General features: G+C 45.5%; 18 protein-coding genes, 1 tRNA gene, 3 pseudogenes and 1 other annotated feature. Of the genes and pseudogenes, 15 read left to right on the forward strand and 7 right to left on the reverse strand.

Annotation, left to right across the window (positions count from 1 at the left end; genetic code table 11):
- The first annotated feature begins 156 nt into the window (after positions 1 to 156).
- The 4 genes from EIM92_RS09930 (at position 157) to EIM92_RS09945 (ending at position 3,513) form a co-directional block, all read left to right on the forward strand.
- A complete protein-coding gene (locus EIM92_RS09930) occupies positions 157 to 2,376 on the forward strand; it encodes a Tex family protein (protein WP_125082511.1) in 2,220 nt (739 codons plus the stop codon).
- Between the two features lie 264 nt (positions 2,377 to 2,640).
- Entirely contained in the window at positions 2,641 to 2,964 is a 324-nt protein-coding gene (locus EIM92_RS09935) for a hypothetical protein (protein WP_125082512.1), read from the forward strand.
- 27 nt (positions 2,965 to 2,991) lie between these two features.
- Positions 2,992 to 3,369 carry a hypothetical protein gene (locus EIM92_RS09940; RefSeq protein ID WP_125082513.1) on the forward strand — a complete coding sequence of 126 codons (378 nt, stop codon included), beginning with the start codon at positions 2,992 to 2,994 and terminating at the stop codon, positions 3,367 to 3,369.
- A gap of 70 nt (positions 3,370 to 3,439) precedes the next feature.
- Positions 3,440 to 3,513, forward strand: a tRNA-Arg gene (locus EIM92_RS09945).
- 325 nt (positions 3,514 to 3,838) lie between these two features.
- Here EIM92_RS09945 and EIM92_RS09950 read toward each other — a convergent pair.
- From EIM92_RS09950 to argS, 3 genes and pseudogenes are all read right to left on the reverse strand, one after another.
- Positions 3,839 to 5,116: pseudogene (locus tag EIM92_RS09950) on the reverse strand (DALR anticodon-binding domain-containing protein); the annotation flags it as partial.
- A 113-nt stretch (positions 5,117 to 5,229) separates the two neighbouring features.
- A pseudogene (locus EIM92_RS09955) lies at positions 5,230 to 6,585 on the reverse strand (IS1182 family transposase); the annotation flags it as partial.
- A 52-nt stretch (positions 6,586 to 6,637) separates the two neighbouring features.
- Entirely contained in the window at positions 6,638 to 7,027 is a 390-nt protein-coding gene (gene argS / locus EIM92_RS09960; RefSeq protein WP_425464179.1) for an arginine--tRNA ligase domain-containing protein, read from the reverse strand.
- Between the two features lie 156 nt (positions 7,028 to 7,183).
- Positions 7,184 to 7,401, reverse strand: a binding site (T-box leader).
- Positions 7,402 to 7,590: 189 nt separating this feature from the next.
- Here argS and EIM92_RS09965 point away from each other — a divergent pair.
- From EIM92_RS09965 to EIM92_RS09985, 5 genes are all read left to right on the forward strand, one after another.
- Positions 7,591 to 8,628: a LacI family DNA-binding transcriptional regulator gene (locus EIM92_RS09965; protein ID WP_125082515.1), complete on the forward strand. Its 1,038-nt coding sequence runs from the start codon at positions 7,591 to 7,593 to the stop codon at positions 8,626 to 8,628.
- Between the two features lie 134 nt (positions 8,629 to 8,762).
- Entirely contained in the window at positions 8,763 to 10,094 is a 1,332-nt protein-coding gene (locus tag EIM92_RS09970) for an ABC transporter substrate-binding protein (RefSeq protein ID WP_246021402.1), read from the forward strand.
- Positions 10,095 to 10,236: 142 nt separating this feature from the next.
- Entirely contained in the window at positions 10,237 to 11,175 is a 939-nt protein-coding gene (locus EIM92_RS09975; protein WP_125082516.1) for a carbohydrate ABC transporter permease, read from the forward strand.
- Positions 11,175 to 12,014 carry a carbohydrate ABC transporter permease gene (locus tag EIM92_RS09980; protein WP_125082517.1) on the forward strand — a complete coding sequence of 280 codons (840 nt, stop codon included), beginning with the start codon at positions 11,175 to 11,177 and terminating at the stop codon, positions 12,012 to 12,014. The genes EIM92_RS09975 and EIM92_RS09980 overlap by 1 nt, the downstream gene beginning before the upstream one ends.
- A gap of 31 nt (positions 12,015 to 12,045) precedes the next feature.
- Complete coding sequence (locus EIM92_RS09985) at positions 12,046 to 14,481, forward strand: hypothetical protein (protein ID WP_125082518.1); 2,436 nt, start codon at positions 12,046 to 12,048, stop codon at positions 14,479 to 14,481.
- Positions 14,482 to 14,505: 24 nt separating this feature from the next.
- On the opposite strand, the gene EIM92_RS09990 is transcribed toward EIM92_RS09985, so the two are convergent.
- Both EIM92_RS09990 and EIM92_RS09995 read right to left on the reverse strand, forming a co-directional pair.
- The gene (locus EIM92_RS09990; RefSeq protein WP_125082519.1) at positions 14,506 to 14,832 is read right to left on the reverse strand and encodes a hypothetical protein; all 327 of its coding nucleotides are present in this window, start codon (positions 14,830 to 14,832) and stop codon (positions 14,506 to 14,508) included.
- A gap of 396 nt (positions 14,833 to 15,228) precedes the next feature.
- The gene (locus tag EIM92_RS09995; RefSeq protein WP_125085109.1) at positions 15,229 to 15,603 is read right to left on the reverse strand and encodes a YybH family protein; all 375 of its coding nucleotides are present in this window, start codon (positions 15,601 to 15,603) and stop codon (positions 15,229 to 15,231) included.
- A gap of 183 nt (positions 15,604 to 15,786) precedes the next feature.
- On the opposite strand from EIM92_RS09995, the gene EIM92_RS10000 reads away from it, so the two are divergent.
- Together EIM92_RS10000 and EIM92_RS10005 are read left to right on the forward strand one after the other, a co-directional pair.
- Positions 15,787 to 16,209 carry an RNA polymerase sigma factor gene (locus EIM92_RS10000; protein ID WP_246021286.1) on the forward strand — a complete coding sequence of 141 codons (423 nt, stop codon included), beginning with the start codon at positions 15,787 to 15,789 and terminating at the stop codon, positions 16,207 to 16,209.
- A 124-nt stretch (positions 16,210 to 16,333) separates the two neighbouring features.
- The gene (locus EIM92_RS10005; RefSeq protein ID WP_125082520.1) at positions 16,334 to 17,275 is read left to right on the forward strand and encodes a hypothetical protein; all 942 of its coding nucleotides are present in this window, start codon (positions 16,334 to 16,336) and stop codon (positions 17,273 to 17,275) included.
- Positions 17,276 to 17,357: 82 nt separating this feature from the next.
- On the opposite strand, the gene EIM92_RS10010 is transcribed toward EIM92_RS10005, so the two are convergent.
- Positions 17,358 to 17,735 (reverse strand): PilZ domain-containing protein, encoded by a 378-nt coding sequence (locus EIM92_RS10010; protein WP_125082521.1) that lies wholly within the window; start codon positions 17,733 to 17,735, stop codon positions 17,358 to 17,360.
- Positions 17,736 to 17,937: 202 nt separating this feature from the next.
- Here EIM92_RS10010 and EIM92_RS10015 point away from each other — a divergent pair, with 202 nt between their 5' ends.
- From EIM92_RS10015 to EIM92_RS10030, 4 genes and pseudogenes are all read left to right on the forward strand, one after another.
- Complete coding sequence (locus EIM92_RS10015; RefSeq protein ID WP_125082522.1) at positions 17,938 to 18,291, forward strand: PadR family transcriptional regulator; 354 nt, start codon at positions 17,938 to 17,940, stop codon at positions 18,289 to 18,291.
- Entirely contained in the window at positions 18,278 to 18,529 is a 252-nt protein-coding gene (locus EIM92_RS10020; RefSeq protein WP_125082523.1) for a DUF1700 domain-containing protein, read from the forward strand. Before EIM92_RS10015 ends, EIM92_RS10020 begins: the two co-directional genes overlap by 14 nt.
- 24 nt (positions 18,530 to 18,553) lie before the next feature.
- Positions 18,554 to 19,909, forward strand: a pseudogene (locus tag EIM92_RS10025) (IS1182 family transposase); the annotation flags it as partial.
- 232 nt (positions 19,910 to 20,141) lie between these two features.
- A complete protein-coding gene (locus EIM92_RS10030; protein WP_164515066.1) occupies positions 20,142 to 20,528 on the forward strand; it encodes a hypothetical protein in 387 nt (128 codons plus the stop codon).
- 78 nt (positions 20,529 to 20,606) lie between these two features.
- On the opposite strand, the gene EIM92_RS10035 is transcribed toward EIM92_RS10030, so the two are convergent.
- Complete coding sequence (locus EIM92_RS10035) at positions 20,607 to 21,098, reverse strand: glutathione peroxidase (protein WP_125082525.1); 492 nt, start codon at positions 21,096 to 21,098, stop codon at positions 20,607 to 20,609.
- Position 21,099 lies beyond the last annotated feature (1 nt).

Raw genomic sequence — 21,099 nt, forward strand, 5'->3', positions numbered from 1 at the left:
GGTCATAGTCGCTAGAAAATTACCGCTCAAAACACGGTCTCTCTACTGAAAAATACGTCTCAATCGTTATCTAACATCTAGTAATGCGCCCTGTACTGGCAATAAGCCATCAATTTTGTGATAATAAGAACAGTGTAATTTGAGGATGAAAGAGGGATGACCTTGTCACAAAGTAAAATCAATCCGGAAACGGCAACGAATGAGGAACAAATTAAGGCCGAGGTTCATGAACGAATCATTACGCAGGTAGCTAAAGAGCTTGGGCTGCCTTTGAAAAGTGTACGGACGACTGCTCAACTGTTAGATGAGGGGAATACCATTCCTTTTGTGGCTCGTTATCGTAAAGAAATGACCGGCGAGCTGGACGAAAATCAACTTCGCGATATAGATGATCGGATACAATACTTACGGAACCTGGAGGTTCGGAAGCGTGAAGTGATACGCATTATTGCTGAGCAAGGAAAATTGACTGGGGAGCTGGAAGCCGCGATTGTTCAGGCGGTGAAGCTTCAAGAGGTCGAGGACTTATACCGTCCATACCGGCAAAAACGGAAGACTAGAGCCAGCGTTGCCAAAGAAAAAGGCCTGGAACCTCTTGCGAACTGGTTGTTATCTCAGCCAAGAGACGGGGAAATGTTCGAGGAGGCAGCCAAGTATATAAACACGGATCTTGCGGTTGAAACAGCTGAAGAGGCTCTGCAAGGTGCTATGGATATAGTTGCCGAGGGGATTGCCGATGAGGCGGGAATTAGGGCTTGGGTACGGAAGTACAGCATGGATCATGGCGTGATCGTTTCGGAAGCCAAAAATCCCGAAGAAGAGTCCGTGTACGAAATGTATTACGACTACCGTGAGCCTGCCAAGAAGCTGCCGCCTCACCGCATACTGGCCATTAATCGGGGAGAACGTGAGAATGTACTCAAGGTATCTTTGGAGTTGGATACGGAGACAATATATCGCCATATCGCCAGTCGGACTATTAAGGGCCACTCCGTTACCGAGGGTACTCTTCAAAGCGTAATAGAGGATTCCTATAAAAGGCTGCTGGCCCCTTCAATCGAAAGAGAAGTGCGATCGGAGCTGACGGAAAAGGCCGAGCGGCAAGCCATCTCTATTTTCTCTGCAAACTTGCGGAGTCTGCTGCTTCAGCCTCCTGTCAAGGGGAAAACTGTGCTTGGCGTAGATCCGGCTTATCGTACAGGCTGTAAGCTTGCCGTCGTTGATGATACCGGCAAGCTGCTTGAAGTGGCTGTGACTTACCCGACTCCTCCGAATAATAAGAAACGGGAAGCCGCAGCTAAGTTCAATGAATTGATTAATAAGTACGGCGTGCAGCTTATTGTCATTGGCAACGGTACGGCCTCCCGTGAGACGGAGCAATTCGTCGCAGAAGTTATTGCTGAACGCAATGACCCTGAGCTGGCTTATTTGATCGTGAATGAAGCGGGAGCCAGCGTATATTCGGCTTCAAAGCTGGCGCAGCAGGAATTTCCGGATCTGGATGTCGCCGAACGAAGTGCGGTGTCGATTGCGAGACGATTGCAGGATCCGCTAGCAGAGCTTGTAAAAATCGAACCTAAAGCGATCGGCGTCGGGCAATACCAGCATGACGTATCCCAGAAGCATCTGGACGAGAGCCTGACCGCCGTGGTTGAATCTGCGGTCAACCATGTCGGCGTAGACGTGAACACGGCGTCTCCTTCACTCTTGTCTTACGTATCGGGCGTTAATACGACCATTGCTAAAAATATAGTTAAGTTTCGCGAAGAAAATGGAAAATTCACAAGTCGCAAGCAGCTTCAGAAGGTGCCGCGCCTTGGTGCCAAAACGTTCGAGCAATGCATCGGCTTTCTGCGAATTAGTGATGGGGAGAATCCGCTTGATCGCACACCGATCCATCCCGAGTCTTACGAGGTGGTTACCCGGTTGTTTAAGGAGTTGCGTGTCGAGCTAAGCCAGCTTGGAACGAAGGAACTGGCCGAGATGCTCTCAACCTTGGAACCAGACCATTTGGCAGTACAGCTGGACGTAGGCGTGCCCACATTGCGGGATATTCTTGATAGCCTGCAGCGTCCGGGACGCGATCCTCGCGAGGAGCTTCCGCCACCGATTTTCCGTACGGATGTCCTGAAGATCGAAGATTTAACGCCAGGTATGGAGCTTCAAGGTACGGTTCGCAACGTCATTGACTTTGGGGCTTTTGTCGATATCGGCATCAAGAACGATGGATTAGTTCATATCTCCCAGCTTAGCAAAGGATATGTGAAGCATCCGATGGACGTTGTTTCCGTCGGTGATAATGTGACCGTATGGGTGCTTAACGTAGATACCAAAAAGGGACGAGTCGGTCTTACGATGCGTAAGCCTTCTGAATAAAAAATGAAGCGGCACGGGGCTGTGTTATTGTGAATAGGTGCTGCTTAAGAAGCTGTTAAGTAAAACTAGTGAAATAAAAGCATCGAGTAAAACCGCATAATTTAGCAAGGGATGTGCTGCCAGTCCGGATCTCCGGGCTGGTAGTTTGCGTTTGCGGGGGCTTTTTAGCTCTATTCCCGTGCATTTTTTTTGTCTTAATGTACACAATGGTAATACGATCCCCATCAAGGCAAATAGGTTTGAAGGATATTGCGAGGAGGCTCGATGGTGAAAACACGGTATTATGTGTCTGTGCAAGGACGTTCAGTTTTGGAGGAACAAGGCGCTGCGGCCTATGAGTGGACGATCGAAGCATCTCCTGAAATGGCAAATAACTTAAGACATATGCTGGAGTGGATTGGAAAGAAGGAGGAAAGCTCCTTTGCTGCATATACGTATCCTTGGCCGGATACGTCGGAAGCTATAGTTAACAGTGGGTATCAGAGTCAGATGGATAAAGTATATCGGGAAATTTACCGGCTTGGTACGGAAGAGACGAGGCGAGAATTACAGAGAATAGGTTATGGAGCTGAGCAGGACGAAGATTAATTTAAGATGAACGAGGAGCGAAGGAACATGTACTATATCAAGGAAGCCAAATTTCGGCGGATGGCTGAGCATAATGGTCGGGAATGCGCTGAAATACAGGTGTGGCCAGGGGCAGTTGGTGATCCAGAACTGTTCGTATATGTAGCCCGTTCACAAGCTGGCAGCGAAAACTACGAAATCATCAGAATGATTCGCAGCGATGCGGATCTGGAAGTCGATTGGTACGACAATAGCCTTCATCAGGCTTATGCCGAGGTAGCCGAGGAGAACTTCTGCGACACAGGCTGGCCTGAGCCCGCTGAACAGCGTACGAATTTTAAGGAGCAGCTGCTTGCTTATGGGGATATTTCCGAGAAATTAAAGGAGAGACTGTCAAATGGAATTGGGGAAGACATGTCTTCATAAAAATATACTTTGAAAAAAGAAAAGGATGCGTTATAATAAATAACGCATCCTTTTCATACATACTTATTATGTCCCAGTAGCTCAGCTGGATAGAGCAACGGCCTTCTAAGCCGTCGGTCAGGGGTTCGAATCCCTTCTGGGACGTATCTAAAACTCTCCATAGGAGAGTTTTTTTGCGCTTCCCAGAGGATGAGAACCCCTTGGGGGTTCGTCGTTAGTGAGATCGCCGCGTGGAGCGGCAGAACGAACGGAGTCTCGCGCTTGGTGCGCGAGTATCCCTTCTGGGACGTATCTAAAACTCTCCAAAGGAGAGTTTTTTGCGCTTCCCAGAGGATGAGAACCCCTTGGGGGTTCGTCGGAGTGAGATCACCGCGTGGAGCGGCAGAACGAACGGAGTCTCGCGCTTGGTGCGCGAGTATCCCTTCTGGGACGTATCTAAAACTCTCCATAGGAGAGTTTTTTGCGTTTATTACATTCGCTCCGGCGTAGGCAAACCAAGAACCTCAAGCGCATCCCCTAGAGTTTCTATGACTTTTGCAGTCAACCAAACGCGAAACAGCTGGACTTCGCCCCTGGCCTTAAGAATGGGGCAAGCTGAATAAAAGTTATTAAATAAAGTAGCCAGTTGGTGAGCATAGGTGCATATCGTATTGGGTGTTAAGTCTTGGCTGGCATGGTGTAAGGTATCTAACCAAGTGCTGATATGCCTTAGCAAAGCTCTCTCTGCTTGCTCTGATGAAGTTATTTCAATTGGAGCTGAAGCTGGATTATTGTTCTGCTCCCTCGCTTTGTTCAAGACACTAGTGGCACGGGCATAAGTATACAGCAAATATACTCCGGTATTTCCTGAAATTTCAGTCGCCTGCTGCAAATCAAATACCACCTCGGTCTGAAGGTTAAAGCGCAGTAAATAATACCGTATAGCCGCCGTGGCAATATCTCGACTGGACAGCCCGCTTTGCTCGGATCTCTTGCTCTCAATTACGTTCTCCATGATATCGATTAATTCGGACACTTTTATACCAATTCCCTGACGGCCAGACATCGCATACGAGCTCTTTCCATCAGATATATCAATTCCCAATTGCGAGGCTGACGAGGGGCTCAACGAAACAACGCCATAGCTCACATGATGTAGCTTTTCTGCTTCTTTCGAATAATCTAGCGCTTGAAGTGCCTGCTTTACCATAGCCTGAGGGTATTCCTGCCTGTAGTCAATGACGTTGATAACCCGATCGGCATTACCGAAATTTTTTACGATACCATGAGAGCAGGTAGTCCATAAACCATCGGAAAAGGGTTGATATGAAAATTCCTTTTGAAGCAGTCCGTATTTCCACAGATGGTAGGCGATATCTTTGGCGGTGTAAGTCAAAATGCCATTTGAACGCACCAGAACTTTCTCCATAGCGTGATCGGTCATTTCCTGAGGTTGGCCCTCCCTATTTACATCCCCTGAACTCTGCTTCAATACCCAACATCCAGCCAATTTGCCTTCGGTCTCTTGATAAAAAAGAGAGGTCTGCTGCAGAAGCTGGAATGCTGAAGACCAAAAACCTTCTCTGACGATGCTGCTCTCCCAGACTAACAAATCATACTTGATTCCAAACTCGCTCATATCTTCTATATGTTCACGTACGATACGCTCTGCGGCCAGCATGCCGATCCAGGAGACATTGGAAATACCGTTCTCTAGCGCATGCAGCACCTCGGTTCGTTTATTCGCCAAATTGTAATTAACCGTATACTCCAGACTGTTGAAGTAATTGATTTTCTATGCAAGAAAACATACTTTCCACGGAAATCCAGAATCGAAAGGATTAAAATATAAGGTGAGTTCCCGTTTGTACGAGAAAAAAGCTTGGCTAGGTGCCTTGCTATTTTCTTAATGTTCTGCACTATGGCAGTCATCAGTGCTTGTTCCTGCACTTTTTCCCGGCCACGCAAACGGGAAATGCGAAGCCCATGGAGCACTTTGGCATCCGCGAAGCTTCGCTCAACTGTTTTACAACGGAGCTTATACAAGATCTGTCCTGAAGAGCTACGGTAATTCGCTTCTACTCGCTCTTTAAACCCTTCCCAAACATGCCGCTGAATTTTACGTTTACGATTTTTGCTTGATGTACAGCTATCCAATAATGGGCATTGGCCACATAAGTCAGGGTTGGACATATATTCTTTGTATCCATTGCGATTGGTTGTGTGGTAAGTCAGCTTAGATCCATTGGGACATATATAAGCGTCTTGTTGCGGGTCATAGGAAAACTCTTCTTTGGGTATAGTCCCCTCTGCTGTAGGGGCATTACGAGTAGCGATGACACTGAAAATACCCATCTCGCTTGTTTTTTTGCATATGTAGGGCGTCATATATCCTGAATCCAAAGCAACAGCTTCTAACGTATTGTGAAAGTCAAATGTATCGATCTGTCTTTGAAGTCTTTCTATATAAACGGTTGAGTCATTCACATTTCCAGGGGTAACATGGACATCCGTAATGAGATTGAATTTGTGATCGACTGTACGATGATCCAAATAATAAAACCCTTCGGGTTTACCTTTACGCTTCATAAAGCCACTTTCTGGATCGGTGTTACTCACTCGCAGTTTTTTTTCAATCGTTTCGTTTTTCACGGGCGGCAGCGGCTTTTTTCCATGACGCTCTCGTTCTTGATTAACAGCTGTCTCCAATTCTTTTAAATATTCAAGGGGCGTTTCCGTCACAACTTGCATCGATGAACGATTTTTATTCGCGTTAGCTTGGATGTGCGTTGAATCAGTAATGAGAACACGTCCCCCTACCATGTTATGACGGATGGCCAAACGGACTACTTCGTCAAAAATGTCTTGAAAAATGGTAGATCCTTTGAATCGCACATTACGGTTGTAACTAATCGTCGAGTGATCCGGCACAGGATCCGTTAAGCCTAGACCGAGGAACCAGCGGTAGGCTACGTCCGTTTTAATTTCTTGCTCTAATTGCCTTTCGGAGTGAATGCCATACAAATAACCAATCAGCATCATTTTGAAAAGGCGAATCGGGTGAATTGGAGGCCTCCCTAATGTGCCGTGATAGTAGGGGCGAGTCATCTCCGTAATAAATGAAAAATCTACGTTTTCATCAATGATTCGTAGTAAATGATCTTTTGGTACAAGCATATCTATACTAACCAATTCAATTTGATTTCTATCTTGTTGAATGTTAGGCAATTCGCACACCACACTTTCAATATATTACCTATATTATACCAAATTAACGCGGTAATGTGATCTAGATAGGGGCTTTTTCAACAGTCTGATACTCCTTATTGGTTGTTGCGTATAAATCCCAGCAATAGTCCCCAAAACGCTCATACTCTCCCGATAAAGGAATATTCAGCAGTCCAACCACCGTATCTGCCAATTGATTGCCTAAATCGTCGATATAATTATGGACTTCGACATGATAGCCTACTCTTCTTAGCAGCCTTACTAACGTATCGCCGATACAGGAATTCCTAAGATGGCCGATATGTGCTGATTTATTTGGGTTAATGGAGGTATGCTCGATAACTACCTTTTCATTCGTGTATTTCGGCAGTTCGAAATCACGCTGTACCCATTCTTCCCAATTGATAAATAAATTTAAAAATCCGGGAGGCAGGATTTCGACTCGACTCAATAAGTTTTGCATATTCCCTTGTTCGATCAGTTTGGCCTTGATTAATTCAGCGATGTGCAGGGGCAGCTTTCTTTATATCTTGTACGATCGATTGACTTAACATCATCAAATCCCCCATATACAGTTTTTTAATAAAACAAAAAAAGCCCACGTCTCATAAGAGACGAGGACTTATCGCACTCGCGGTACCACTCTTGTTGCTAAACATAAGGTTTAACCAACTTATAAAATAACGGTTTTAGCCGGGGCTCCCTACTTATTGTTCAGAAGTCCATCTCATGGATCCGTTTCATTATTGACTCCGGCCGGCTCTCACCATCCCGGCTCGCTTTGACTTAGAGGACAATAACTACTCTTCCAATCATTGATTAGCATATTAACTTTGGCTTATTATAACCAGTTTACCAAAAAATATCTACACTTTTAGAAAACATATTAGCCAATAATCCATTAATTACTCCCCTTTTTGAAGAAAACGCTTGCATATAAAAAGCGAATATGATATAAAAAATATAAATCTAAACGTTTAGATTTCGATTGGTTTATTCAAGGAGGTGGAGAGTATGTCCAACATTAGCATTAAAGATATAGCAGCCAAAGCGAATGTGTCTACAGCTACCGTCTCCTACGTCCTTAATGGTACGCGTAATGTTCGTCCCAAGACACGTGAACGGGTACTGGCAGTAATCGAAGAGCTTAACTATAAGCCAAACGATATTGCAAAAAGCCTGAAACGAAGACGTACCGATACGATTGGTGTAATTGCCGAAGACGTTACTGTATTTAATACGCCGGAAATTATTGACGGCATCAACGATTACGGCGATCGCCACGACCTGCATATTTTGCTGACGAACCTGCGGCTGGATAAACGGATCGGCCGTGATTTCGATAACATCGACAAGTACAAAAAGTATGCTACAAGCGCTGTGTCCGAGCTGCTAAGCAAGCAAGTAGACGGCATCATTTACATTGGCGTACATACCCGGGACTTGAGTGGATTGATCGATACGGAGGGAAAACCGATCGTTTACACCTACGGGTACACCCAGGACGATGTAGCGATTCAATATAATGATGAGCAGGCCTCCTATGAAGCGATGTCCTATTTGGTTCAAAAGGGACACAGGCGGATCGCCATTATTAGTGGCTTGATGGATTCGATCCCGTCCCGGCTCCGTTTGAATGGCTATTATAAAGCGGTAACGGACTTCGAACTGCCCTTCGACCCGCTATATATCAAGATGGGGGATTGGGAGCGAGAATCGGGTTATCGGTTAACGAAGGAATTGCTGGCATTGCCGGAGCCGCCAACAGCGATATTGTCTATGAATGACGTAATGGTTGTAGGTGTTTTGGAAGCGGCTAATGAAGTGGGAGTGAAGGTACCGGCCGATTTGTCCATCATCGGATTTGATAATCGGGAATTTAGCGATTATTTGACTCCCCGGATTACAACGATGGATATTCCCTTGCATGAAATGGGATACCGGGCGATGGAGATTCTCCATGATTTCATGCGTGGAAAGAAAAGCGAGCCTATGGAAATGCCGGTCTGCCGGTTGATTGAGCGCGATTCCGTGGCTGCCCCGAGAAAATGAGTGTTTTTTCGTGACAGCTTTTCTTTTCCAGTAAAATCTAAACGTTTAAATCTTTGACTAAATGGTGACAACTTGTCGATGGGGACAAGCTCACATATATATGAACCACACATTAGGGAGGGGTCAATGTGAAAATGAGCATCAGTACAAGCAAGGGAAAAAGCAGGAATAAGATGTGGTTAATGCTATCCCTGGTAGCAGCGTTGTGTCTTGGTTTGCTGTCCGCTTGCGGCGGCAAAACTGAAAGCGGTGCCAATTCATCCGGCGCAGCAGTTAATGGAGGAAATAAAGGAACTGAAGGAAATGAAGTGACGCTTCGTTTTATGACCTGGGACTCCGGACAGACGCTTCAGCCTTACCAGAATGCAATTAACGCTTTTATGGAGAAAAATCCTGGCATTAAAGTTAAAGTCGAATCCGTGCCGGACAACTATGATCAGAAGCTGTTGACATCGCTTGCTTCAGACACTGCTCCTGATGTGTTTATGGCCTGGAACTATCCGCTGTATGTGCCGGGCGGGGCCCTTGAAGATATGCAGGCTTGGGTAGACAAGGACAATTATGATCTTGGCAAATATTATCCGATCTTAATGGATTACATGAAATATGACGGAAAACTGTGGGGACTGCCAACAACGTACTCCACGCGTGCCATTTACTACAACAAGAAGCTGTTCGATGAAGCGGGCGTACCGTATCCGCAAGACGGGTGGAAGTGGGACGAATTCGTCGATACCGTCCATAAGCTGACCAAGCCGGGACAATACGGATTCATTATGACGCCGGATGATGTTATGACGATGCAGCCCTATGTCTGGAGCAACGGCGGAGATATGGTGAGCGAGGACGGGCAAACGACTGAAGGGGTGTTGAACAGTGCTGAGAACGTGGAGACGATGACTTTCCTGAAACAGTTGTACGATGCATCCTCCAAAATCAACTCGGCGGGCAAATTCAGTACGAACAACGGTCTGGAATCGTTCCAAACGGGACAAATCGCCATGTTTGACAACGGAATGTGGCCGCTCGGAGACATTTTAAAGGAAGGTAAATTAGATATTGGAACCGTGACGCATCCTCTGCCTGAGGGCGGCAGCTTGAAAGGTATTATCCATACGTCAGGCTACTCGATGCCGAAGACTGGCAAGAACAAAGAGGCGGCATGGGAATTGATCAAGTTCATGTCGGGCGAGGAAGGAATCAAGATCATCACTGCGAATAAATTCGCATTCTCGCCAGTCATCTCCGTAGATGAAGAGAATGGCTATGCTAAAGACCCTTATTTGGAAGCGTTTGCTAAAGAGCTGGAAGGTAGCGATAAGCTAATTGCGAGTATGCGGAACGAAAAATGGAGTGAGGCCGAGGATATGATTCGCGCCGGAGTGCAGGCGATCTTCTATAATAATGCCGATATTCAGAGTACTTTGGATGATGCGGCCAAGCAGGCTCAAGCAGTTTTGAAATAACAGGTTGCAATACGGATTTATAGTAATGGAAGGATGGGGGCCTTGAGGCCTACAAGCTTACGAGCCTGCGAAAAGCTATGACAGGCTTACAAGCGAAGGGCTGCAAGGCTTCCCTTTCTCCTCAAATTGAGGTGATGACAACATGACACAATCCAACGCAGGTCATACTCTAATGAAACGTTCCTTCAGACGAAAAAGACTTCGAGAGAATGCAGCCGGTTTATTCTTTATTTCGCCGTGGTTAATCGGATTTCTTCTACTGATGTTCGGGCCTATGATGTTTTCTCTCGGAATCAGCTTCACCGAATGGAATATGGTCGGCAGTCCGAAATTTATTGGCCTTAAAAATTATATTCATATGTTCACGAACGATCCTTTCTATTTTAAATCGATGATCGTTACGTTTAAGTATGTATTTATAATGGTGCCCTTGCAGGTCATATTCGCGATATTAATCGCTGTACTGCTCAACCGAGCAACTTATGGCATTAAATTTTTTAGATCGATTTTTTATTTGCCATCTTTAATTCAAGGGGTAACGCTCGCGTTGATTTTTAGTTGGATGCTGAATGACGATTTCGGGCCGATCAATTACATGCTGGAGCTCGTTGGGCTTCCGCGGGTACATTGGTTGACGGATCCGAACGTTGCTTTATACGCACTTATTTTTATTGCTTTATGGGGCGTTGGTTCTCCGATGGTGTTATACCTGTCAGCGCTTCGCTCGGTATCTTCCGAATATTATGAAGCAGCAGATATTGATGGAGCGGGGCCAGTGCGCAAATTCTTCAACATCACGATTCCGCTGATTACGCCGACGATATTATTTAATATTTTGACGAGCCTGATCTCGGCCTTTCAGACGATTGTCCTTGCCTTCGTGCTGACGGGCGGCGGGCCGGCGAATTCGACGTATTTCTACTCCTTGCATGTCTACCGTAATGCGTTCACCCACTTTAAAATGGGTTATGCTTCGGCCATGGCCTGGGTGATGTTCATTTTGATCGTCCTGTTGACCGGCCTCGTTCTGGCATCGTCCAAATACTGGGTTCATTATGAAGACGACGGAGGTGGACGTTAATGCATGCGATAGAGAGCAAAAAGCGTATCCAAACAATTCTGGTTTTGGCTCTGATCGTGCTCTGCGCAGCGGCATTTCTCTTTCCGATCGCCTGGATGCTGTCTACCGCGGTCAAAGCGCCGGAGGATATTTTTACACCAAAGCCGGAGCTAATACCGTCTACTTGGCAATGGCACAACTTTGCCGATGCTTGGAGTGCACAGCCGTTTGGTCGCTTCCTACTAAACACGCTGATCGTGGTCGCTGTTTCAACTCCGTTTGCCATGCTGTCCGCGACGATGGTCGCATTCGGGTTTGCCCGAATCAATTTCTGGGGTAGAAGTGCTCTGTTTCTGTTCGTTATCGGTACGATGGTGATTCCTTGGGATGTAACAGCCATCCCGTTATATATTCAATACAACAAGATGGGGCTCATTAATACGCTGTGGCCCATGATTCTGCCGGGGGCGTTCGGCTCCGCGTTTTTCATCTTCCTAGCCCGGCAGTTCATTATGGGGGTTCCGCGAGATTTGGACGAAGCGGCCGAAATTGATGGGTGCAACCGCTGGCAAATTTATTGGAGCATCATCCTGCCGTTATGTCGTCCGATTGTGGTCGTCATCGGAGTATTTCATTTTGTTTGGTGCTGGAACGAATTTTTAACGCCGCTCATTTTTATAAATGACCAGAGCATGTACACGCTGCCGCTCGGAATTAACTTATTCAAAAATGCATTTAATATTGAATACGAGAAGTTGATGGCGGTATCTTGCTTATCGGTTCTGTTCCCGGCCACACTATTCTATTTTACGCAAAATCTAATCCTAGGGGGCATTTCGCTTAGCGGAGTCAAAAAATGATAAAGGTGACAGGACTGAGGGGTGGAGACATATGAACATACTGAGTAATCCAAAGTTTGAACTTGCCTTTACAGAGCGTGGAGCGTTAGAGTCTCTGTTGATGAAGGATGATCCTTACGCCATGAACTGGGTCGTGGAATCCGCATATATGGCCGAAGTGGGTTATGATGATGAAGATAAGCTGTTCGGGGAGTGGACAGCCGTAGTGAACGGCCGCACGTTGCAAAGCTCCGAATTGATGCCAACCATTGTAAAAGACAATGATCACAGTGTCAAAATCTCTTTCGATGCAGAAGGCCTAACGATTACACTGACATATCGGCTTGAAGAGGAGCAAATTCGCTGGAATATCGAGGGAGCCAACCGGTCAGGCGCGTCGCTGCGGATCGACGGATTTCATGTTTGGTTCTCGTTAGCCTATGTGATGTTTCGCGATGAAAACGTGCTGCGCAATATAAGGCAGTCGTGCGCGGTTTTCGCGCATATGGGAGGAGACTTCTCCAAATTTGCAGCGATTCGGCGCAGCAATGAGGCACCGCATCTCGCTATTTATGGAAAAAAAGGCCGCACCGCGGCGTTTGGTTCATTTTGCAGATATGAGAATCGTTTTTTGGAGCAGGTGTCGCCATCGCTTGATGGGCTGCTGTTCCATCGCTTGTCGCTCGTAGAGGATGGCAGCTCGATGCCGGAATCGGCAGCGGTCGACTGGATTTACGGCGATGAGTACCGTTCGCTCACTCTGGAAGCCGGGCAGCGTATGCAGTGGGAGTATGTGTTTACAGCATGCGATAGTCAAGAGGACTTCTATAACCGAGCGTTAGAACACGGGCATCCCCGCTGGACGTATACTCCGGTGCTGACATCAGATGGATTATTTCAAGCGGAGTTGGAGCTTCCACCCGGCCAGCAGGTGCAGCAGGTCAGGCTGCTAACTTCACCGCCTCATCAAGGCGTGATTCAGGAGGAAGACATTACGGCTTATTTCATAGTAGATGAGCAGTGTCCTCGGCTATTTCAGACCGCCATGCAGCGACGAGAGCCCGGGGAGCATAAGCTTGAGCTGCTGCTAAAGGATGGACGTAAAGATGTGCTCGTGTGGAACGTACTAGAACCGATTGATCGCATTTTGGAGAAGCGTGCGGAGTGGTTATGCCGCAACAACTATGACGGTGAGGGGAAGATGGGAAGACCTCATGCATTTTTGCCGCTATCCAATCAGGGGGAATCGTTAGGGAAGCTTACTTTTTTGCTTATGAAAAATAGTCTGACGACCCCGGTTCCCGAGCAGGTGGCCCAAGCGGAAGCCTCCGCTGTGCTTGATATGAAACGCCATTGGTTCGAGTCCGGCAACTTCTTCAAGCCGCGAGCTCTATATGGAAGCTTTTATCGTATATTTGATCTGGACTATATCGCCCATGTGTTCTACTTGCTCTCTCGCATTGAAGCTTCGCTGCTAAAGCTGAATACGCCGCAAACTTATTTGGAGTGGGCTGCGGAGGTGCTTTCTGTCCGATTGAATCCGGATTGTCACCAAGGTCAGAGAGAGAAGGACGAAACAGGTTTGAGTGGCGTGTTAATACTATACATCGATGATTTACTTAAAGATTTATGGGAGGCAGGGCTGCTGGAATGGCATCAGAGGTTGACCCGGCTATGGAAGGAGTTTGGAGGGAGGCTGGAGCGGAATACGGAACCATTTGCCGGAGCGATTACGGAGCATTTCTATGATAATGCCGGTTTCGGACCCACATGCGAGGCATTGCTCTCCGTTGGATTGCGGGAAGAAGCGGAGAAATACGGTCAGCTGATTCTGGCCAATATCGGCTTCAGTAATGATTATCGGGCGCAAAATCCGGATCGCTGGTGGGAAGCCTTGTCATACATGATCCATTCCTTGTGGGGAGGCCTTGTAGCCGGTTCCTCTCGGGTAGCTTACGAGCAACTTGGGGATCCTCAGTACTTAGAGGCCGCCTATCGCTCGACAATGGCTGTCTTTAACTGCTACGATTGGAACGTGTCGTCTACGCCACGCCGCCTGCAGCCAGGCGAAGCCGCTTCGACCTATAGCGTGGCTGCCCCGAATTTGAACATGCCGTCCCTGTCCCGCGATCGATTTGGACAATCCGTGTTCCGGGACGCAAGCGATCCACTATTTTCCTCCCTGTTCTCCAATGCGACAGGCGACGATTGGGATATGGGGGAAGAACTCGTGGCATATTTGCTTGGATTCGGCACGACGACCTATTTATATCGCGATGATCAAGGAAAGCTGCGCTGCGTCAACGGATATATTACGAAGGATGAGGATAGCTGGATCATAACCAGCTACGCAGCATATCCCATGAAGTACGTTGTTCAGGAAGAAGGATTGGTGCTCCAGGCAAAGAAGGGCGAAATGCTCAGACGAGTGCGGCTTTGGGAGGAGGAGCTGTCCGCGCTGGAAATCGTACGCGAAGATGAACGATGAAATGGAGTCTTGGTCAGGTTTTGTTCATCGAAGCAGAACATTGAGGGTGCTTGCTAGAAATAGTAGAAGCCCTGTTCCAGCTAAATTAATTAATAGGGTTAGAATAATTCGAACCACAATATGGGCAGATAAACGAAATACGCTCACATTGGCCGCAGTCGTTAGTATGCCGCTGAGAGCACCGATTGCTCCGCCTATGAAGATTAGTATTACCATTTGCCCGTCATCCCGACGCAATATCATGGGTTGCTTCTTCTTAGCTGTGACTTCTTGATTGTTGTCGATAAATATTTTAAAAACTCTCCCGATGGAGAGTACTAATACGTCCCAGAAGGGATACTCGTGCTCCAAGCGCGAGACTCCCTCCTGGGACTTCATTTTGTGTCTTTCCAAGTCGCTTTGTATTAGGTGGCTTTTTTGTTGTGCACGCAGCGCATACTTAAAAGTAGTGTAGCTACAACTTCATTTAAAAATGCGCATGTGCGCACGGTGTGCTCCCTGCACGCAAAAAGCTGGGTACATCGTGTTTGCTTTGTTTGCATGTCAGTTTGTATATTTTGCGGGATGCTAGGCTTGCATACAATGTAGATTCCTGTATGGGAGTTGCTTGAACATGCGCCCTTCAGGATGTACAGCGCATGTCGCAGTTAGAATGGTATTGGACATCGCAGTTGAAAAGACAACAAAGGTTCAATTATCAAAGAATAGAGCTATTCCTACCTGCTGCTAGCTGCTGTGGGTTCTTCTTTATTGTTGGGAAGGATTTTTAGGCAACGGGCTAAGGTGCTCGTGAATTAGAAGCCATCGCTCTTGCTCCTTGACGAATACATTCGTGGCTCTCCCCTGTCCACTTACATAGGTTCCGTTAATATAGCCCTCATAAAAATAGGTGTAATTGCATGTGGCCGATGAGTCTCCCTTATGTAGCCAAACTACATCCTGAGCGGCGTAATGCTCTTCTTTGACGACAGTCCAGACATGTTCAAAGTAAGTTTGAATTTGCTCAGCGGTTGTACAGCTTTGATCCGAGAAGAAGAAGGTAGCATCAGGATGCAAAACCAGTCTGACTTCTTCAAAGTTATGTGTATTAATTGCCTTAATATATCTGTTCAGAATGTCCATCATGTTCACCTATCCTCGTTGTATTGAATCAATAATTTTACCATAAACCAAGAACGATTCAAGCTTGTTGTCACATTTTAAGGGGCCGTATCCGTAGTAATCAATATAAAGGGTTCAATAGGCGCCTGAAGAACTATTACAACTTTATATATATTTTTAGCTAGAGGTGGGAGGAGGTATAAAATGGACCCCGATATACAGCATGTTATTTTTAAAGTTATCCAAGGGGATCTGACACAATTTGAGCAAATCATGAACAAGTATCAGCGTAAAATTTTCAGCTACTGTTATCATATGCTGGGTCATTATGCAGAGGCGGAGGATGCAGCACAGGATACTTTTATCAAGGCTTATAAAAATTTGGAGAAATATCAGCCGGATAAATCCTTTGAGGTCTGGTTATACACTATTGCGTCCAATACATGTATAGATGCTTTAAGAAAGCGTAAATCAACGAAATATTTACCATTTTTATACCAAAATGATAAAGACAATCGACATGTGGATCAAACGATTAATGATCATTATTACAACGAAGAAATATTAATTTCACTGTCCAGATTAACAATTGAAGAGCGCAGTTTACTCATATTGAGGTGCGTCTAGGATAAGGAATATACAGAAATTGCACATATTTTGCAAAAAAAGAGCGGTGGTCTTCGTAAAAAATTCCAACGAACCATATCCAAATTCAAAGTGTACTACAGTCAAGCGACAGGAGGGAATCAAGATGAAGCACGAGGACGAGCAAGACCTCAAGAAGATTTTTCATAGTATTGAGATTCCAGAAATTGATGTCACAGCATCCGTAATAAATAAATTGGAGGGCTACAATATGAATAAACGTACTCGACCATCGGGTAAATTCAAAGTGGGGACAATTGTAGTGCTGGGGACGCTCCTACTTACAACATCTGCAATTGCAGCTTATCAACAGTTTACAATAACAAATTCTAAAGGTGAGGTTGTATACGAAGAGGAGAGATTTGATAAATCCAGATATGCAGATCGGACGAAAGAAATGCAGTTCCGTAGTTTGAAGGCTCATGGATTAGCTTATGAACTGCTGCAACCAGGGGAAGTCGCGGCGTTTTATATGGCTGGAGAAGGAGATGAAGGTGAATTATATATAAGATCAGGTCTAGGGATCTCCTTTAAAAATACGAATGACCTTTATAAAGCAATTAATGATTCCCATGTTCCTGTTCCTGAAACTTTGCTGGGGAAATATCATTTTATTAATGGGGCTATTAGCTACTCAGCCGATAATATGAGTGATCAACAAAAATTCGCTCTAATTCAAGAATTAGGGCCAGAAGCTCGGCAATCAGAAGAACAGTATGCTTTCAAATTACTCGATATATCTGGGAATACTTGGACATTGCATACGGTTTACTCAGGGGAAATCGGCGACATTCGTGTAACTCAGATGAGAGGAAGTGAAAAAATAACCTTCGTTTGGCCAAGTGATGAGAGCTCTGCCTATAGCAACACCGAGGAAATTGTATTGAACAATCATAAAGTGCTCTACAGGGCTTTCGACGCTGAACATAGCGTGCGTTTTTCTGTAAGTATTCCAGATAGTGAAGATCATATTCAGCATTTCATCTCTGCTCCTAAGAAAATGAGTAAGGAAGAGGTGTTGAGTATCGTGGAGACCTATTTGCAATAAAGTAACAGGGCTACAGATAACAGTAACCGCAATCGCAGAGATTTAGATCTGCGGTTGCGGTTATTTTTTTACTATGTATGTGTTACAGTACCACGATCCGGCGAGATGCTGCTAGAGACCGTAGCTCGACATTGAGGCTTTCTTTCATCTCATCAGTCATATCGAGTAAGAGTCCGTAATGGAACAGGGAGTTCTCGCTTTCTTTCTGCCACTGAATTTTTCCGGGAAACTTATGTAGATCCTCATTCAAACGAACATGAACCGTAGCTTGAATCTGATTAGTATCTGCGCGCAGATCAAGATTCGTCTGGATTCGGCATCCCGATTTGCTAATGTCAAGCAACTCAACTTCTGCTAATTTACTATACACAGTAACCTCGTTAATTTCCCTAATTTCTATCCAGCAGGGCAAGGGTGTGGTCATAGAATAACGGAAGGGATCCGCTCTTCGTGTTGTCATTATTATTTCCTCCGTAATAGGGAATATATTCCGATTATATCGGATATTTCAGGGAAATGATATGGTTTGGTCGGTTTACTTAAATATATTAAAGAAAGAGGTGTTAGTAGTAAAGGAGTTAAGGAGTTAATTGACAGAGGCGGCTGTTTTGTGTATTCATATACTTAGTAATGCTAAATATTATGTGTAGCAAGGTGATGAGATGAGCGATACGGCCAGCCAGCTGAAAAAGGGCGTTCTAGAAATTCTTGTATTGTATTTGTTGAGCCGATCGGACTTATACGGCTATCAGTTAATTATAGAGCTGGATATACGCAGCCACGGATATTTTAAAGTGAAGGAAGGCACGCTGTACCCGGTACTCTATCGACTGGAGGATTCTCGTCATATTGAGAGCTATTGGGAACGTGATGACGGCAAACGCGGAGTTAGGAGAAAATATTACCGCATCACAGCTTCTGGCGGGCGAAGGCTTGCAGAAATGAAGCAGGAGTTAGCCCTGTTCTTCGGTTCCATTAAACAGGTGTTGGAGGTAGATGACGGTGAACGAGATTGATGAGTATGTAAATGAAGTGCTGCTTCATATTCGAGCGGATCGACAGATAAAGCGTAGAATTCGAGAGGATCTTATCGCCTCGCTGAGCGAGAGAATTGCCTACGAGTCCAACAGGTCATCGCATGAGGTCATCGCTAGCCTTGGATCTCCTGCCGAAATGGCCAAAGAATATATGGAGAATCTCAGACTGTTGAAAAAGCCCCTATCTAGATCACATTACCGCATTAATTTGGTATAATATAGGTAATATATTGAAAGTGTGGTGCGCGAGTTGCCTAACATTCAACAAGATAGAAATCAAATTGAATTGGTTAGTATAGATATGCTTGTACCAAAAGATCATTTACTACGAATCATTGATGAAAACGTAGATTTTTCATTTATTACGGAGATGACTCGCCCCTACTATCACGGCACATTAGGGAGGCCTCCAATTCACCCGATTCGCCTTTTCAAAATGATGCTGATTGGTTATTTGTATGGCATTCACTCCGAAAGGCAATTAGAGCAAGAAATTAAAACGGACGTAGCCTACCGCTGGTTCCTTGGTCTAGGCTTAACGGATCCTGTGCCGGATCACTCGACGATTAGTTACAACCGTAATGTGCGATTCAAAGGATCTACCATTTTTCAAGACATTTTTGACGAAGTAGTCCGTTTGGCCATCCGTCATAACATGGTAGGGGGACGTGTTCTCATTACTGATTCAACGCACATCCAAGCTAACGCGAATAAAAATCGTTCATCGATGCAAGTTGTGACGGAAACGCCCCTTGAATATTTAAAAGAATTGGAGACAGCTGTTAATCAAGAACGAGAGCGTCATGGAAAAAAGCCGCTGCCGCCCGTGAAAAACGAAACGATTGAAAAAAAACTGCGAGTGAGTAACACCGATCCAGAAAGTGGCTTTATGAAGCGTAAAGGCAAACCCGAAGGGTTTTATTATTTGGATCATCGTACAGTCGATCACAAATTCAATCTCATTACGGATGTCCATGTTACCCCTGGAAATGTGAATGACTCAACCGTTTATATAGAAAGACTTCAAAGACAGATCGATACATTTGACTTTCACAATACGTTAGAAGCTGTTGCTTTGGATTCAGGATATATGACGCCCTACATATGCAAAAAAACAAGCGAGATGGGTATTTTCAGTGTCATCGCTACTCGTAATGCCCCTACAGCAGAGGGGACTATACCCAAAGAAGAGTTTTCCTATGACCCGCAACAAGACGCTTATATATGTCCCAATGGATCTAAGCTGACTTACCACACAACCAATCGCAATGGATACAAAGAATATATGTCCAACCCTGACTTATGTGGCCAATGCCCATTATTGGATAGCTGTACATCAAGCAAAAATCGTAAACGTAAAATTCAGCGGCATGTTTGGGAAGGGTTTAAAGAGCGAGTAGAAGCGAATTACCGTAGCTCTTCAGGACAGATCTTGTATAAGCTCCGTTGTAAAACAGTTGAGCGAAGCTTCGCGGATGCCAAAGTGCTCCATGGGCTTCGCATTTCCCGTTTGCGTGGCCGGGAAAAAGTGCAGGAACAAGCACTGATGACTGCCATAGTGCAGAACATTAAGAAAATAGCAAGGCACCTAGCCAAGCTTTTTTCTCGTACAAACGGGAACTCACCTTATATTTTAATCCTTTCGATTCTGGATTTCCGTGGAAAGTATGTTTTCTTGCATAGAAAATCAATTACTTCAACAGTCTGAGAATCTCAATATAGGCAGGGTTGTGCCTAAGTTCACAAATATCACAAATGTAATGTATGAGGGATCCCCCTATTTTGAGTACCGCTCTAAGTTTACATTGTTTGGTGTTCCTTGGGTACATGTGAAGACTCGCAAATGGTATAGCAATCGTCCTGGGGTTGCCCGCGGAATCATTGCTATAGGCGATGTATCCATCGGTTGTATCTCTTTGGGTGGACTGGCGCTAGGAGGGATCTGTTTAGGTGGAGTGTCGGTTGGGTTGTGCTCCCTAGGCGGTGTTGCTCTTGCGGCTTTATTGGCAGTAGGTGGAGTAGCGGCAGGTACGGCTGCAGTGGGAGGCGTATCAGTTGGGCTGTTTGCCCTGGGTGGAGTAGCCCTTGGTCAAGTAGCGATCGGTGAAGTAGCCGTTGGCAAATTAACTCATCAACTCAACTCACCAGACTCTGCTTCATGGTCGTCCTCATGGCAGCTGATTAAAGAGCTGATAAATAAGGGGTTTAAATTATAATACTTCACTTCGTATAAAAAATAGAGGTTGTTCATTAGGAATTCAACTTATTTGAACAACCTCGTGTTGTTGCTACAGTTACTCAGAAGCTGAAAGCACTTGCTGAATATCCCCCTCGAGTGCCGATGGAGCTGTCCGTGCGCTATACTGTTTCACTATGCTGCTGTTTCGGTCAATAAGGAATTTAACGAAATTCCATTCAATGTCTCCGGTTCGGTAAGGTGCGGGTACATGGTTGACCAAATAATCGTACAACGGGTGGATGTTGTCGCCTTTTACGTCAAGTTTGGCGAAGAGCGGAAAGGTGACTTGAAAGTTCAAATCACAGAACTCCTTGATTTCCTTTTCTGTGCCCGGCTCCTGCCCGGCAAATTGGTTGCAGGGGAAGCCGAGGACGACCAATCCCTGATCGCCATACGTATCGTATAGTTGTTGCAATCCTCTATATTGCGGTGTTAATCCACAAGCGCTGGCTGTATTTACGATGAGCAGTACTTTACCCTTGTATTGTTCAAGCGTTGTTGCTACCCCGTCAATAGTGCGCACCTCAAAATGATATAGCTCTGACATT

It is taken from the genome of Paenibacillus lentus, assembly GCF_003931855.1.
Taxonomy (GTDB): Bacteria; Bacillota; Bacilli; order Paenibacillales; family Paenibacillaceae; genus Fontibacillus; species Fontibacillus lentus.